This is a genomic window from Enterobacter sp. CRENT-193 (assembly GCF_002787395.1).
Lineage (GTDB): Bacteria > Pseudomonadota > Gammaproteobacteria > Enterobacterales > Enterobacteriaceae > Enterobacter > Enterobacter hormaechei_C.
The window spans coordinates 2,834,941-2,850,204 of the sequence record NZ_CP024812.1 but is presented as its reverse complement, the minus strand read 5'-3'; the positions used below and the strand labels follow the sequence as shown (position 1 = coordinate 2,850,204).

The 15,264-nt window shown below is 56.7% G+C and carries 10 protein-coding genes and 2 pseudogenes; 6 read left to right on the top strand and 6 right to left on the bottom strand.

Annotation, left to right across the window (positions count from 1 at the left end):
- Positions 1-60: 60 nt before the first annotated feature.
- Entirely contained in the window at positions 61-1,743 is a 1,683-nt protein-coding gene (locus tag CU081_RS14250; RefSeq protein WP_022651419.1) for an alpha,alpha-trehalase, read from the top strand.
- 85 nt (positions 1,744-1,828) lie between these two features.
- Here the strand turns inward: CU081_RS14250 and CU081_RS14245 are convergent, their stop codons facing one another.
- Positions 1,829-3,931, bottom strand: a complete 2,103-nt coding sequence (locus CU081_RS14245; RefSeq protein ID WP_022651420.1) for a TonB-dependent siderophore receptor — start codon at positions 3,929-3,931, stop codon at positions 1,829-1,831.
- Between the two features lie 160 nt (positions 3,932-4,091).
- Here CU081_RS14245 and ycgR point away from each other — a divergent pair, with 160 nt between their 5' ends.
- A complete protein-coding gene (ycgR, locus tag CU081_RS14240; protein ID WP_022651421.1) occupies positions 4,092-4,823 on the top strand; it encodes a flagellar brake protein YcgR in 732 nt (243 codons plus the stop codon).
- Between the two features lie 37 nt (positions 4,824-4,860).
- On the opposite strand, the gene emtA is transcribed toward ycgR, so the two are convergent.
- A complete protein-coding gene (emtA, locus tag CU081_RS14235; protein ID WP_017384310.1) occupies positions 4,861-5,472 on the bottom strand; it encodes a membrane-bound lytic murein transglycosylase EmtA in 612 nt (203 codons plus the stop codon).
- Between the two features lie 107 nt (positions 5,473-5,579).
- Between emtA and ldcA the strand changes: the two genes are divergently transcribed.
- Together ldcA and CU081_RS14225 are read left to right on the top strand one after the other, a co-directional pair.
- Positions 5,580-6,494, top strand: coding sequence for a muramoyltetrapeptide carboxypeptidase (gene ldcA / locus CU081_RS14230; protein WP_022651422.1), 915 nt, complete (start codon positions 5,580-5,582; stop codon positions 6,492-6,494).
- A gap of 97 nt (positions 6,495-6,591) precedes the next feature.
- Positions 6,592-8,259 (top strand): annotated as a pseudogene (locus tag CU081_RS14225) (potassium/proton antiporter); the annotation flags it as partial.
- Here the strand turns inward: CU081_RS14225 and CU081_RS26555 are convergent.
- The 3 genes and pseudogenes from CU081_RS26555 to CU081_RS14215 all read right to left on the bottom strand — a co-directional run.
- Positions 8,212-8,316: pseudogene (locus tag CU081_RS26555) on the bottom strand (hypothetical protein); the annotation flags it as partial. The pseudogenes CU081_RS14225 and CU081_RS26555 overlap by 48 nt on opposite strands.
- Positions 8,317-8,421: 105 nt before the next feature.
- Entirely contained in the window at positions 8,422-9,492 is a 1,071-nt protein-coding gene (dadX, locus tag CU081_RS14220) for a catabolic alanine racemase DadX (RefSeq protein WP_003859954.1), read from the bottom strand.
- Between the two features lie 9 nt (positions 9,493-9,501).
- Entirely contained in the window at positions 9,502-10,800 is a 1,299-nt protein-coding gene (locus tag CU081_RS14215; RefSeq protein WP_022651424.1) for a D-amino acid dehydrogenase, read from the bottom strand.
- A 321-nt stretch (positions 10,801-11,121) separates the two neighbouring features.
- On the opposite strand from CU081_RS14215, the gene CU081_RS14210 reads away from it, so the two are divergent.
- Positions 11,122-12,654 carry a SpoVR family protein gene (locus CU081_RS14210; RefSeq protein ID WP_022651425.1) on the top strand — a complete coding sequence of 511 codons (1,533 nt, stop codon included), beginning with the start codon at positions 11,122-11,124 and terminating at the stop codon, positions 12,652-12,654.
- Between the two features lie 112 nt (positions 12,655-12,766).
- On the opposite strand, the gene fadR is transcribed toward CU081_RS14210, so the two are convergent.
- Positions 12,767-13,486: a fatty acid metabolism transcriptional regulator FadR gene (gene fadR / locus CU081_RS14205; protein WP_003859951.1), complete on the bottom strand. Its 720-nt coding sequence runs from the start codon at positions 13,484-13,486 to the stop codon at positions 12,767-12,769.
- 201 nt (positions 13,487-13,687) lie between these two features.
- Between fadR and nhaB the strand changes: the two genes are divergently transcribed.
- Complete coding sequence (gene nhaB, locus CU081_RS14200) at positions 13,688-15,226, top strand: Na(+)/H(+) antiporter NhaB (protein WP_022651426.1); 1,539 nt, start codon at positions 13,688-13,690, stop codon at positions 15,224-15,226.
- The last annotated feature ends 38 nt before the right edge of the window (positions 15,227-15,264 follow it).

The window sequence follows — 15,264 nt, the reverse complement described above, 5'->3', positions numbered from 1 at the left end:
AGGTTTTCAGGTAATTGACAACAGCGGTCACGCTGCTCAGTGAAGACAGGAGACGAACCGATGATAAGACCTCGCGCACGACGCCCCGCTTTTTTACCCCTTGCGTTGGCAGGCGCACTACTCGGTGTTACCGCATTTGGTTATGCTGAAGACCAGCCAACGAGCCAGCAAAGCTCACCTGATATTCTTCTTGGCCCCCTCTTTAATGACGTACAGAGCGCCAAACTGTTCCCGGATCAGAAAACCTTCGCGGATGCCGTTCCCAAAAGCGACCCGCTAATGATCCTGGCGGATTACCGGATGCAGCATACCCAGTCCGGTTTTGACCTGCGCCACTTCGTGGAGATGAACTTTATCCTGCCGAAGGAGGGTGAGAAATATGTTCCCCCTGAGGGCCAGAGCCTGCGCGAACACATAGACGATCTGTGGCCTGTTCTGACCCGCACCACCGACAAAGCGAACAAATGGGACTCCCTCCTGCCTCTGCCAAAACCCTATGTCGTGCCGGGAGGACGCTTCCGCGAAGTCTATTACTGGGACAGCTATTTCACCATGCTGGGGCTGGCCGAGAGCGGCCACTGGGATAAGATCGGCGACATGGTGGACAACTTCGCTTACGAGCTTGATACCTGGGGCCATATCCCTAACGGTAACCGCACCTACTACCTGAGCCGCTCTCAGCCGCCGTTCTTCTCGCTGATGGTGGAATTGCTGGCCACGCATGACAGCGACGCGTTAAAGAAATACCGTCCGCAGATGGAAAAAGAGTATGCCTACTGGATGGAGGGGGCTGATGGGCTCCAGCCTGGTCAGGCGAACAAACGCGTGGTGAAGCTGGATGACGGCGCGATCCTCAACCGCTACTGGGACGATCGGGACACGCCGCGCCCTGAGTCGTGGCTGGATGACGTCACCACCGCCAAAAATAACCCTAACCGTCCGGCCACCGAGATCTATCGCGATCTGCGCTCTGCCGCGGCCTCGGGCTGGGATTTCAGCTCCCGCTGGATGGACGATCCTCAGAAGCTGGATACCATCCGCACCACCAGCATCGTGCCGGTGGATCTGAATGCGCTGATGTTTAAGATGGAAAAACTGCTGGCCCGTGCCAGCCAGGAAGACGGGGATACCGCCAGCGCAAGTAAATATGACGCGCTGGCCTCCGCACGTCAGAAAGCCATGGAGAGCCACCTGTGGAACGATAAAGAGGGCTGGTATGCGGATTACGATCTGAAAACCAGGAAGGTGCGTAATCAGCTGACTGCCGCGGCCCTCTTCCCGCTGTATGTGAAGGCCGCATCACAGGATCGCGCCGATAAAGTGGCCGCAGCCGCATCGTCGCGCCTGCTGAAACCGGGCGGTATTTCTACCACCACCATCAACAGCGGGCAGCAGTGGGATGCGCCGAACGGCTGGGCGCCGTTGCAGTGGGTAGCGGTGGAAGGGTTGCAGAACTATGGTCAGCAGAAAGTGGCGATGGACGTGACCTGGCGTTTCCTGAAAAACGTTCAGCATACCTACGATCGCGAGAAGAAACTGGTTGAGAAGTACGATGTCTCTTCGACCGGTACCGGCGGTGGCGGCGGTGAGTATCCGTTGCAGGACGGTTTCGGCTGGAGTAACGGCGTGACGCTCAGGATGCTGGACATGGTCTGCCCGAAAGAGAAGCCATGCGACACCGTACCGGAGAATCAGCCTGCGGCAAACGATGATGTTGCACCTGCGAAACAGGCGGCGCAGTAGCGCCCCTCACCCTGACCCTCTCCCCAAAGGGGCGAGGGTCAGGTTCCGTGCAATAAAGTGACCCGCTAGCGCCACCGGGCTTTTTTCAGAAGCTGTAACTCGCCCCGACCTGGAAGGTGCGGTCGCGGCCTATCCAGCAGTTGGTCGCGTCATAGCAGGTGAGCGTCTCTTTGTTGGTGACGTTCTGCGCGCTCGCTTTCAGCGTCAGCCCCTCCAGCGATGGCGCCAATTCGCCCATGCGGTAAGATGCCGCCAGATCGTACTGCGTCGTACCGCCCAGCTTGCCTGCGTCGTTGGCTGGCGAGATCTCCATCGGCCCGGTGTAGCGTGCGCCTCCCCCCAGCGTTACCCCTCTCAGCGGCGTGCTGTCGAAGGTGTAATCGCCCCACAGATTAAAGGCGTTCTCAGGGACCTGCGTCGGTCGTTTGCCCTGGTACTTGTCATCTTCGGTATTGATGGCGTGGGTGTAGGCATAGTTGGCAATCAGCGTCAGGTTATCCGTTGGACGACTCATAGCGGAAAGCTCCGCGCCTTTCGATTCCACTTCCCCGGTCTGGCGATAGTTGAGGAAGCCCGGATCGCTGGTCACCACATTTTTCTGACGAATGTTAAACACCGAGGCGGTGAAGGTGGTTGCGTATTCCGCCAGCAGGTATTTCACCCCACCCTCTACCTGCTTGCTGGTGGTGGGCTTAACGTCTTTCGCGGTCAGCGTGCCCTGCGGCGATACTGGGGCGAACCCTTCTGAATAGCTGATAAACGGCGAGAGTCCATTGTCGAAGGCATAAAGCGCGCCCAGTCGTTTGGTGAGGCGATCCTGCGATACCCAGGCTTTGTCACCGTTTTGCAGATAGTTAGTGGTGACGGAACGGTAGTCGTCATAGCGCAGGCTGGCCAGCACGTTCAGCCCGCCAAACGCAATCTGATCCTGGAGGTAATAGCCATTCTGCTGATAGCTGAGACGGTTTTTCTGCGCGGTTTCAAGCCCCAGCGCATCGTTATCGATCTGCGAGTGATCCGGATGACGCATATCGATACCCGGTGTGGATGAGGCGTAACGATAATGGAAGTGAGAGTTCAGCTTCTGGTAGTCAAAGCCCGCCAGCAGATGATGTTTCCAGTCCCCCAGCGCGACGGTTCGGGTGACCTGGTTATCAATATTGAAGCTATGCAAATCTTCATCCGTGGTATAGGCGAAGCGGTTAAGCTGGTAGACCTCGCTGCCCGTCCCGGTGGAATAGGCGCTGCGCTGGTGGGTGTCCACGTCAAAGTAGCGCGCTTTCTGGTTAAAGCCCCAGCCACTGTCAAACTCATGCTCAAAGCTGTATCCCAGCATCCACTGGCGCTGCTTAAAGCCGCTCCACTCATCCCCGGCATAGTCACGACGATCGGCGTATTTAGACCGCAGAAAGCTTAGCGGCATCGGATCAGACGGCGTCAGGCTCGGCGTATTTTGCGCCAGCGCGTCAATGGTCAGGCGCGTTTTGTCATCAGGCTGCCAGGTCACGGAGGGGGCCACCAGATAGTTTTCATAGCGCGTGGTGTGCGCCTGTTCGTCACTTTCCGTCGCTTTGCCCAGCAGGCGATAGTTCCAGTCGCTGTTCGCGATCTGCCCCGTGGAGTCCAGGTATCCCTCTTTCAGATTGCGGTTTCCGGTATTAAAGCCCAGTTCCGTTTTCGCCTCTTTCTGCGGCTTTTTACTCTGAATATTGACCAGCCCGCCCGGTGAGCCGCCGCCATACAGCACGGATGACGGCCCCTTCAGGATATCGACGCTCTCAATCAGCAGCGGATCGATTCGCGCTTTGGTGTTCCCGGTGACGTTATAGGGAAGTTGCAGGCCGTTGTAGAACTCCTGATCGACGTTGAACCCGCGGATTTTGTACTCGCTCATGTAAGAGGTGCTCCCGCGCACCTCCGTGGAAACGCCCGGCGCATAGCGCAGGATCTCGTTTACCGAACTGGCGTGCCGCTGCTCAATCTCTTTAGCGGCGATGGTGTTGATTACCTGCGGCGTTTTACTTTCCGCGACGGCTGATTTCGTGGCGCTATTGGTCCAGGCAGGGAGCGCGCTGCCCTGCTCTGTACCGGTTACCACGATGGTGGGTTCTTCTGCGAAAGCCTGTGTCTGCAATGCCAGCGTGACGGCGCCTGCCAACGCGCATAACGCAAAACGTGAAGTGCTCATAGTGTCGTCTTGTTATTAGATGGTATTGGGAACGGCAATTATTATCATTTCCATTAGCAAATCAATATCGGCGGAGAAAAACAGATCGTTTGTATTAAGTTTCATGCCCGCGTGCCGATAACCCAGAGACAGTCTGTCATCTATCGAGGAGCCATCTGGCGTGAGTAGCTACAGTGAGCAGTTCCTGAAACAAAATCCGCTGGCTGTATTAGGGGTGTTACGCGACCTGAAAAAAGGCGAGGTGCCGCTGCGCATCAACTGGTCAACCAGCCAGTTTATCAGCAAGATCCTGGACGTGACGGCAGAGCACCTGATCGTCGATCTGGGTAGCCAGAGCGATGAAAACCGTGCCGCGCTACAGGCAGAGAATCTCTCGGTGATGGCCGAAACGCAGGGGGCGAAAGTCGAGTTTGTGCTGCCTCGTCTGACCACGATCGCGTACCAGGGTTTGCCTGCGTTTATCGCTCCCCTGCCCGCTAACCTCTGGTTCGTGCAACGCCGGGAGTTTTTTCGCATCAGCGCTCCGCTTCACCCGGCCTATTTCTGTAAGGCAAAAATGCCGGACAAAAAAGAGATCCGCTTTCGTCTCTTCGACCTGTCACTGGGCGGGATGGGCGCGTTAATGGATACGCCGAAGCCGGAAGGGCTGGTGGAAGGTATGCGTTTTAGTCAGATTGAGCTGGATATGGGCGGATGGGGACGCTTCTGGTTTGACGCCCAGCTGATTGCCATCAGCGAGCGCAAGGTGGTGGACAGCAAAAACGAAACCATTACCACGCCGCGACTGAGCTTTCGCTTTCTGAATGTCGGGCCAGGCGCCGAACGCGAACTACAGCGCATCATCTTCTCACTGGAGCGTGAAGCGCGGGAACGCGCGAATAAAGTGCGCTGATAGGCGTCGGGCAGCGTGCTGCCGCCCGACAAAGGCGTTACATGGCGTCCATCGCTTTCTGGACTTTCCAGATATAACGTGGAGCCTGTGCTGACGGATGATTCTTCACAACGTGCTCGAAGAATTCATCTTTATCCATATCGTTAATCTCTTCTATCGCCTCTTTGCGATCGGATGAGAAGGTTCGGAGCAGCGCGCCGGCTCCGTTAACGTACGACACCACCAGTGCATATTGCATCACTTCCGGATCGTCAATCCCCTTCAGAATGCCATGCTCGAGAATGCTCAGGTAAGCGGTTCCCATAGAGATATTACGCTCCGGGTTTTTCAGCTCGCTGGTGGATGGCTGTCCCTTCCAGCCCATGTAGCGATAGACCTCTCTTCCCGCCGTCGAGGCTTTTAACTGCATCAGCCCCACCGCATTCGATTTACTCACCAGCGTCGGGTTGCCGCCGGACTCCACGGCAATGATCGCCGTGATCAGACGCGGGCTCACGCCCCAGGCCTTTCCGGCTTGTTCGCTGATCGGCATCCACTGCATGGCCCGCTTTACCGGCACTTCAGGGTTCCAGGGGGGATTTTGATAATCATGTTTTGAACTACAGCCAGCGAGCAGCACAATCAAAAAAGCAAACCATCTCAATTTCACGTCATCTATCCTTATAGCCGGTCATCGCGGTACGTCGCCCCTTGAAGCAGGCGGCGTATAAGCGGCATGATATAGACAATTAGTTTCTCATTCAGCAAGGAATTGCCATGCCTCAGTTTCATCTCATCGCACCGTCAGGCTACTGCATCAATCAGGAGGCGGCACAGCGGGGCGTTCAACGCCTGCTGGAAATGGGCCATCAGGTAGAAAATCAGACAATTATCCCCCGCCGCATGCAGCGTTTTGCCGGTACGGAGGCGCAGAGACTGAGCGATATCAACAGCCTGGCGACGCTGGAAGGTGAAAACACCATTGTGCTGGCCGTGCGCGGCGGCTATGGCGCAAGCCGGCTGCTGGATAGCATCGACTGGGCCGGGCTGGCCACGCGCCAGCAGCAGGATCCGCTGTTAATCTGCGGACACAGCGATTTCACGGCGATCCAGCTCGGCCTGCTGGCGTTGCATAACGTCATTACCTTTAGCGGCCCGATGCTGGCCGGTAACTTTGGCGCGCCGGAGCTGGATGCGTTTACGCAGGACCATTTCTGGCGCGCCCTGCAAAACCCGACGTTCACCATCGAGTGGCAAGGCAATGGACCGCACTGGGAATGTGAAGGACAGCTGTGGGGCGGCAATCTCGCGATGATGGTGTCGCTAATTGGTACGCCGTGGTTGCCGCAGATCACGGATGGCATACTGGTGCTGGAAGATATCAATGAACACCCGTTCCGTGTCGAACGCATGCTGTTGCAGCTGTATCACGCCGGGATCCTGGATCGGCAGTCGGCCATTGTGCTGGGCAGTTTTAGCGGTTCAGCCCCCAACGATTACGATGCAGGCTATTCCCTGGAAACGATGATTGATTTCATTCGTTCCCGCCTGGATATCCCGGTGATCGCTGGCCTGGATTTCGGCCATGAGCAGCAAACCGTTACGCTGCCGCTGGGCGCCCGGGCGCACCTTGTACACGATAATTCAGGCAGTCGGTTAACAATCAGCGGTCATCCGGTCTTAAAGGCATAAAAAAGCCGTTATTCCCCCTCAATAATACGCAGTTACCGTTGTTAATATGTTAGGGTTTTAATAACAGCGTTCACATTGAGGTGGGAGTAAGACGACATTGGGTGCCACAGCGATAATCAGTCTTTTCATTCTGGGTTCCATCCTGGTAACCTTCAGCATTTTATTAAGTTCATTTTCATCGCGCCTTGGCATACCTATTCTTGTCATTTTCCTGGCTATCGGCATGCTGGCGGGAGTCGACGGAATCGGCGGTATCCCCTTCGATAATTACCCTTTCGCCTATATGGTGAGTAACCTCGCGCTGGCGGTCATCCTGCTGGACGGCGGTATGCGCACCCAGGCAAGTTCTTTCCGCGTGGCCTTAGGCCCGGCGCTGTCTCTGGCGACCGTCGGCGTCCTGATCACCTCCGGCCTGACCGGTATGATGGCGGCCTGGCTGTTTAACCTCGATATTATGGAAGGCCTGCTGATTGGCGCGATCGTCGGCTCGACCGATGCGGCAGCGGTTTTCTCGCTGCTCGGCGGCAAGGGGCTGAATGAACGTGTTGGCTCCACGCTGGAGATTGAATCCGGCAGTAACGATCCGATGGCGGTGTTCCTGACCATCACTCTGATTGAGATGATCCAGCAGCACGAAACTGGCCTGAGCTGGATGTTCGCCTGGCACATCCTCCAGCAGTTTGGCCTGGGGATTATCATTGGTCTCGGCGGCGGTTACCTGTTACAGCAGACGATCAACCGTATTACGCTGCCTTCCGGCCTTTACCCGCTGCTGGCCCTGAGCGGCGGGATCCTGATCTTTGCCGTCACCACCGCGCTGGACGGCAGCGGTATTCTGGCGGTTTACCTTTGCGGTTTCCTGTTGGGCAACCGACCGATTCGCAACCGTCACGCCATTTTGCAGAACTTCGACGGTCTGGCCTGGCTGGCGCAGATTGCCATGTTCCTGGTGCTGGGCCTGCTGGTGACGCCGTCGGACCTGCTGCCTATCGCCGTACCGGCGCTGCTTTTGTCGGCCTGGATGATCTTCTTCGCCCGTCCGCTGTCGGTGTTTGCCGGGCTGCTACCGTTCCGCGGGTTTAACCTGCGTGAGCGGATATTTATCAGTTGGGTGGGTCTGCGCGGCGCGGTGCCGATTATTCTGGCAGTGTTCCCGATGATGGCCGGACTGGACAACGCCCGCCTGTTCTTCAACGTCGCCTTCTTCGTGGTGCTGGTGTCGCTGCTGTTCCAGGGGACGTCGCTGGGCTGGGCGGCGAAAAAAGCCAAAGTGGTGGTACCGCCCATTGGCTGGCCGGTCTCCCGCGTGGGGCTGGATATTCACCCTGAGAATCCCTGGGAACAGTTTGTCTACCAGCTAAGCGCCGATAAGTGGTGCGTGGGCGCGTCCCTGCGCGATCTGCATATGCCCGCTGAAACGCGCATTGCCGCCCTGTTCCGGGATAACGCCCTGCTTCACCCGACCGGCAGCACGCGGCTGCGTGAGAACGATATTCTCTGCGTGATTGGCCGCGAGCGCGACCTGCCTGCCCTCGGCAAGCTGTTCAGCCAGTCGCCCCCGGTGGCGCTGGATCAGCGTTTCTTCGGCGATTTTATCCTCGAAGCCAGCGCCCGCTTTGCGGATGTGGCGCTGATTTATGGCCTGGAAGGTGGACTGGAGAATCGCGATAACCAGCAAACACTGGGTGAAATTATTCAGAAATTATTAGGGGCTGCGCCGGTCGTCGGTGACCAGGTGGAGTTTGCCGGGATGATCTGGACGGTAGCCGAGAAAGAAGATAATGCGGTGCGCAAAGTCGGCGTAAGGCCGATGGAGGAAGAGGCGGAGTAGCTGCTTTTTTGCCGGGTGGCGATAACGCTTACCCGACCTACTTTCGGGCTTTTGTAGGCCGGGTAAGGCGAAGCCGCCACCCGGCACATACACAAGTTACACCGTCACAACAGGCACTCTGGGTGCCAGCGCGCACATCAGCTCATACCCAACGGTGCCCGCCGCAGCGGCCACATCATCAATTTTAACTTCGTTGCCCCACAGCTCAACCGGTGACCCGATCCCCGCCTGGGGACACGGCGTTAAATCAATGGCCAGCATGTCCATTGAGACGGTGCCTACCGTGCCGGTGCGCACGCCATCGACCCACACCGGCGTGCCGCTCGGGGCGATGCGCGGATAACCATCTGCATAGCCCCCCGCCACGATACCGATACGCTGTTCGCCCGCTGCCCGATAACGGCTGCCATAGCCCACCGTATCGCCCGCTTTTAACGTCTGCACGCCGATAATCTCGCTTCGTAACGTCATCACCGGCTTCAGGCCGCTGTTGGCGATATCCTGCCACTGACCTGAGGGTGACGCGCCGTACAGAACGATCCCCGGACGCACCCAGTTGTAGTGCGCTTCAGGATGCCAGAGCGTTGCCGCTGAGTTCGACAGCGAACGTGGACAGTCCAGCCCTTCTGCCGCCTGCTCAATGCGGACCATGGCATCGGCAATTCCGTCCGGCTTTTCCGCATCGGCGAAATGCGCCATCAGCGTCATCTCACCGACATTTTTCAGCGCACGAAGCTGCTGCCAGACCGTGTGCACCCGTTCAGGCTGAAAGCCCAGACGGTTCATCCCGCTGTTCACTTTGAGATAGATATCCAGCGGGGCATGCAGCTTCGCGTCCTGAATCGCCTTGATCTGCCAGTTACTATGAACGCTGGTCGTCAGGCGGTACTTATCCAGCAGAGGCAAATCCTGCGCATGGAAGAATCCTTCCAGCAGCAGGATCGGTCCTTTCCAGCCGCGCTCGCGCAGCAGGATGGCCTCTTCCAGATTCAGCAGGGCAAAACCATCGGTGGCGCCGAGCGCACTCCAGATACGGTCGATACCATGACCGTAGGCGTTGGCTTTCACCACCGACCAGACACGAGAACCCGGCGCAGCACGGCGAACAATTTGCAGGTTATCCTTCAGCGCCTGCAAATCCAGCTGGGCCAGAATAGGACGGGACATTGCGACTCCTTAATTATGCGCGCCGTGCAGGTGTTGTGGACGCGATGGGGTAAACCCTGATTGATAGCGTGCGGCGCTCAAATCGTCAAACGGAATTGCCGGCGTCCGCCCGGAGATCAGGTCGCTCAGCAGCTGGCCCGAACCGCAGGCCATGGTCCAGCCAAGCGTGCCGTGGCCGGTGTTGGTCCACAAATTTTTGTATGGCGTACGGCCCACAATCGGCGTGCCGTCCGGGGTCATTGGGCGCAGGCCGGTCCAGAACGTCGCCTGCTCAATGAAGCCGCCGCGCGGGAAGAGATCGCCCACGACCATCTCCAGCGTTTCACGACGCGGTTTAAGCAGCTCAGTATTAAAGCCCACGATTTCCGCCATGCCGCCGACGCGGATCCGGTTATCGAAGCGGGTGATGGCGATTTTGTAGGTTTCATCAAGAATGGTCGAGACCGGCGCACCGCTGTCCTCTTTCACAGGAATGGTCAGGGAGTAGCCTTTCAGCGGATAGACAGGGATATCCAGGATCCCTTTCAGCATCGCGGTTGAGTAGGAGCCAAACGCCATCACGTAGGCATCGGCTTTGATTACCTCTTCCCCACACTTCACGCCGTAAATCTTCTCCCCTTCCGACAGCAGTTTGTCGACAGAAGTATTGAAGCGGAATTTCACCCCGGCCTGCTCACACATGCGCGCCAGACGCTGGGTGAAAAGCTGGCAGTCGCCGGTTTCATCGTTCGGTAAACGCAGACCGCCCGTCAGCTTGTGCGCGACCTCGGCAAGCGCTGGCTCCACCTGCGCCAGCTGGCTGGCTTCCAGCAGCTGATACGGTACGCCCGCATCTTCAAGCACGGCGATATCGCGGGTCGCGTTTTCGTACTGTTGCGCGGTACGGAACAGCTGAAGCGTGCCGCCCTGGCGTCCTTCATATTCAATGCCCGTTGAGGCACGCAGCGCCTTCAGGCAGTCGCGGCTGTATTCCGCCAGACGCACCATGCGCCCTTTGTTTTCCATATAGTGGCGGGTGTCGCAGTTGCGCAGCATCTGCCACATCCACTTAAGCTGGAACTGCGTGCCGTCGAGGCTGATCGCCAGCGGCGCATGTCGCTGAAACATCCATTTGATCGCCTTCAGCGGAACGCCCGGGGCCGCCCACGGCGCAGCGTAGCCCGGGGAGATTTGCCCCGCATTCGCCGCACTGGTTTCCAGCGCCGGACCGGATTCGCGATCGACAACGGTAACCTCATGTCCCGCCTGACTTAAATACCAGGCGCTGGTTACGCCAACGACACCACTTCCCAGTATGACAACACGCATAGCCACTCCATTATGAGCAAAAGAACAATCATCTAATTACAGATTGATAACCTAGTTGAAAATATTATTCAACATATGACTTTTTTATGGTGACTCAACTCACATATCCCGCTGTATCAGGGGATAGCGCTTATTTGGGATCTCCTGCTGCGCGTTATTTTTAACCAGTAGAAAATTCTGTGAGCACCGCTTTTTTTGCCGTATCGAAAACGTGAAATCGCAAAGAAAAAATTTCTGCGCCCCGCGTATTTGAATGGGGTGATCTATGCTTGAAAGGAGGCTCTCCAGTCAGAGAGAGCGACCAACAACGAGGGCGCGCTAATGGCTACACTAGATTCCATGTCCAGGGACAGCACCCGTCTGAGCGATGGACCCGACTGGACCTTCGAGTTGCTGGATGTCTACCTGGCGGAGATCGACCGGGTGGCCAAACTCTATCGTCTGGATACCTACCCCCATCAGATTGAAGTCATCACCTCGGAACAGATGATGGACGCTTACTCCAGCGTCGGGATGCCGATTAACTATCCGCACTGGTCGTTTGGTAAAAAATTCATTGAGACAGAGCGGCTGTATAAGCACGGGCAGCAGGGATTGGCGTATGAAATCGTCATTAACTCTAACCCGTGTATTGCCTATCTGATGGAGGAGAACACCATTACCATGCAGGCGCTGGTGATGGCGCACGCCTGCTATGGACATAACTCGTTCTTCAAAAATAACTATCTGTTCCGCAGCTGGACGGACGCCAGCTCCATCGTTGATTACCTCATCTTCGCCCGTAACTACATTACCGACTGCGAAGAGCGCTACGGCGTGGACGAAGTGGAGAAACTGCTGGACTCCTGCCACGCGCTGATGAACTACGGCGTTGACCGCTATAAGCGTCCGCAGAAGATCTCCTTGCAGGAGGAGAAAGCCCGGCAGAAGAGCCGCGAGGAGTATCTGCAAAGCCAGGTGAATATGCTGTGGCGCACCCTGCCAAAACGTGAAGAGGAGAAAACCGTCGCCGAGGCGCGTCGCTACCCTTCCGAGCCGCAGGAAAACCTGCTCTACTTTATGGAGAAAAACGCCCCACTGCTGGAGCCCTGGCAGCGTGAGATCCTGCGCATCGTGCGCAAGGTGAGCCAGTATTTCTATCCGCAGAAGCAGACCCAGGTCATGAACGAAGGCTGGGCGACCTTCTGGCACTACACCATTCTGAACCACCTGTATGACGAGGGAAAAGTCTCTGAACGGTTTATGATGGAGTTCCTGCACAGCCACACCAACGTGGTGTTCCAGCCGGCATATAACAGCCCGTGGTACAGCGGTATTAACCCGTACGCGCTCGGCTTTGCCATGTTCCAGGATATCAAGCGTATTTGTCAGTCGCCCACCGAAGAGGACAAATACTGGTTCCCGGATATTGCCGGTTCCGACTGGCTGGAAACGCTGCACTTCGCGATGCGTGATTTTAAGGATGAGAGCTTTATCAGCCAGTTCATGTCGCCGAAGATCATGCGTGATTTCCGCTTCTTCACCGTACTGGATGATGACCGCAACAACTTCCTGGAGATCTCCGCGATCCACAACGAAGAGGGCTATCGCGAGATCCGCTCGCGCCTGTCGTCCCAGTACAATCTGAGTAATCTTGAGCCGAACATTCAGGTGTGGAACGTGGATCTGCGCGGCGATCGCTCTCTGACGTTGCGCTATATTCCGCACAACCGCGCGCCGCTGGATAAGGGGCGTAAGGAAGTGCTGAAGCATGTGCATCGCCTGTGGGGATTTGACGTCTTGCTGGAGCAGCAGAACGAAGATGGCAGCGTGGAGCTGCTGGAGCGGTGTCCGGCGCGGTTGAATACGCTGTAGTGGGATTTTTTGCCCGGTGGCGCTACGCTTACCGGGCCTACGGGACCTGTAGGCCCGGTAAGCGTAGCGCCACCCGGCGAAAAAAAACCTCTCAATCGAGAGGTTTTTTCTTTTACCGGCCCTGAATCGCTAAATCACCCGGCAGCGTTTTCTGCATCCGGTGCCAGATTTCACCGGAGTCGTGGCCGTAACGACGCACGGTTTCATAGACCTGATCGTGCAGCCCTTCGGTGCAGAGTTTACTCAGTTTATGATAGAAGCCGAGCGCCAGACTGCGGGCTTCAGGGTTAGCAAAGTAGTGACGACCAATGCGCGTATATAACCCTTTCATTCCATTCAGGATCAGACCGTAAACCGGATTGCCGGAAGCAAACGCCAGACCACGGAACACGTTGTAATCCAGGGTCGCAAAGGCATCCGCGTGGTCTTCCACCTCATTGGCGGTAGCAAGTACCTTCAGCGCATCTTCAGGGTGCTGGCGAAACGCGGTGCGGATGAAAATGGTGGCGATGTTGGTGCGCACGGAAAGCAGATTATCAATCAGCTGCGGTACGCTTTCGTGATCGAGACGCGCCAGCGTTTCCAGAATGTTCAGCCCGGACGTTTCCCAGAAGTTATTCACTTTAGTGGGTTTGCCATGCTGTATCGTCAACCAGCCATCGCGCGCCAGACGCTGGAGCACTTCTCGCAGCGTGGTACGGGTGACGCCAATCAGTTCAGAGAGTTCGCGTTCAGCAGGTAGAATTGATCCCGCAGGGAAACGATTATTCCAGATGCTTTCAATGATGTACTCTTCCGCGAAACCCGCCGGGCTCTGCGCCTTAATGACCATAGTGAGATTTCCATTACACAGCTTTAGCAAATTACACTCATCATACCAGAGGCGTGCAGAGGCAGATAGCGCAGCAGAGACAGAAAAGAGGGATCGCCGTTTCATTTTTATGAAATTTACAAATGGCTTAATCCCCCGCTCTGCCGCCATTTTTGCGTATACTGATGTCTTGTCTTATTTGACGGGGAAAGGACGTCTGTCGTGGAAATTTCATTTGGGCGCGCGCTGTGGCGCAACTTTTTAGGTCAGTCACCTGACTGGTACAAACTCACTTTACTGGTATTCCTGGTCGTTAATCCCGGTATCTTTTTGCTGGATCCCTTCGTTGCCGGGTGGATGTTGGTCGCCGAGTTTATCTTTACCCTGGCGATGGCGCTGAAGTGCTATCCGCTGTTGCCCGGCGGGCTGCTGGCGCTGGAAGCCGTGGTCATTGGAATGACCAGCGCGGAGCATGTTAAAAACGAGATAGCGTCGAATCTTGAAGTCCTGCTGCTGCTGATCTTCATGGTGGCGGGGATCTACTTTATGAAGCAGCTTCTGCTGTTTATCTTCACCCGTTTGCTGCTGAGCATTCCGTCGAAAACGCTGCTCTCGCTGGCGTTTTGCCTCGCCGCAGCCTTCCTCTCTGCCTTCCTGGATGCGCTGACGGTCGTGGCGGTAGTGATCAGCGTCGCCGTCGGCTTTTACGGGATTTACCACCGGGTGGCCTCGTCTCGTCCTGGCGATAACTTGCAGGACGACAGCCACGTTGAGGCGCACAACCGCGATGTGCTGGAACAGTTCCGCGCATTTCTGCGCAGCCTGATGATGCATGCAGGCGTGGGGACGGCGCTGGGCGGCGTGATGACCATGGTCGGGGAGCCGCAAAACCTGATTATCGCCAAAGCAGCTGAGTGGCATTTTGGCGAATTTTTCCTGCGCATGGCGCCGGTCAGCGTACCCGTGCTGGTCTGCGGGTTAGCCACCTGTGTGCTGGTCGAAAAATTCAACCTCTTTGGGTATGGCGCGACGTTGCCCGATCAGGTCCGCCAGGAGCTGCATAAGTTTGACGAGCAGAGCCGCAAACAACGCACGCGCCAGGAGACGCTGCGCCTGATTGCACAGGGCTTCATCGGCGTGTGGCTTATCGCTGCGCTGGCCTTCCACCTTGCCGAGGTGGGGCTGATTGGCCTGTCGGTAATTATCCTTGCAACCAGCCTGGGCGGCGTTACGGACGAACATGCTATCGGAAAAGCCTTTACCGAAGCGCTGCCGTTTACCGCCCTGCTGGCGGTGTTTTTTGCCGTCGTGGCGGTGATTATTGACCAACATCTGTTCGCGCCGATCATCGCGTTTGTGCTTCAGGCCACGCCAGATTCGCAGCTAACGCTGTTCTATTTGTTTAACGGTCTGTTGTCCTCTATATCCGATAACGTCTTTGTCGGGACGGTATACATCAATGAGGCCAAAGCCGCGATGGAGCAAGGGATTGTCAGCAGTGAACAGTTCGAGCTGCTGGCGGTGGCGATCAACACCGGAACCAACCTCCCCTCCGTGGCAACCCCGAACGGTCAGGCGGCATTCCTCTTCCTGCTGACCTCGGCGCTGGCGCCACTCATACGACTTTCTTATGGAAGAATGGTCTGGATGGCGCTGCCGTATACGCTGGTGCTTACCCTGGTTGGTTTACTGTGCATCAAAATTACTCTCGTTCCCTGTACGCAATGGTTATTGCAAGCAGGTATACTTGCGGCGCATTAAAATTCGTTTACACTGCGCTGTCTAAGCATGTTCCAGGG

What these genes read in the sequence shown, in the direction of transcription:
- ldcA (WP_022651422.1), top strand. Translation starts at nt 5,580, where the DNA reads ATGCCTCAGTTTCATCTCATCGCACCGTCAGGCTACTGCATCAATCAG.
- CU081_RS14245 (WP_022651420.1), bottom strand. Translation starts at nt 3,931, where the DNA reads ATGAGCACTTCACGTTTTGCGTTATGCGCGTTGGCAGGCGCCGTCACG.
- CU081_RS14215 (WP_022651424.1), bottom strand. Translation starts at nt 10,800, where the DNA reads ATGCGTGTTGTCATACTGGGAAGTGGTGTCGTTGGCGTAACCAGCGCC.
- fadR (WP_003859951.1), bottom strand. Translation starts at nt 13,486, where the DNA reads ATGGTCATTAAGGCGCAGAGCCCGGCGGGTTTCGCGGAAGAGTACATC.
- dadX (WP_003859954.1), bottom strand. Translation starts at nt 9,492, where the DNA reads ATGTCCCGTCCTATTCTGGCCCAGCTGGATTTGCAGGCGCTGAAGGAT.
- CU081_RS14250 (WP_022651419.1), top strand. Translation starts at nt 61, where the DNA reads ATGATAAGACCTCGCGCACGACGCCCCGCTTTTTTACCCCTTGCGTTG.
- CU081_RS14210 (WP_022651425.1), top strand. Translation starts at nt 11,122, where the DNA reads ATGGCTACACTAGATTCCATGTCCAGGGACAGCACCCGTCTGAGCGAT.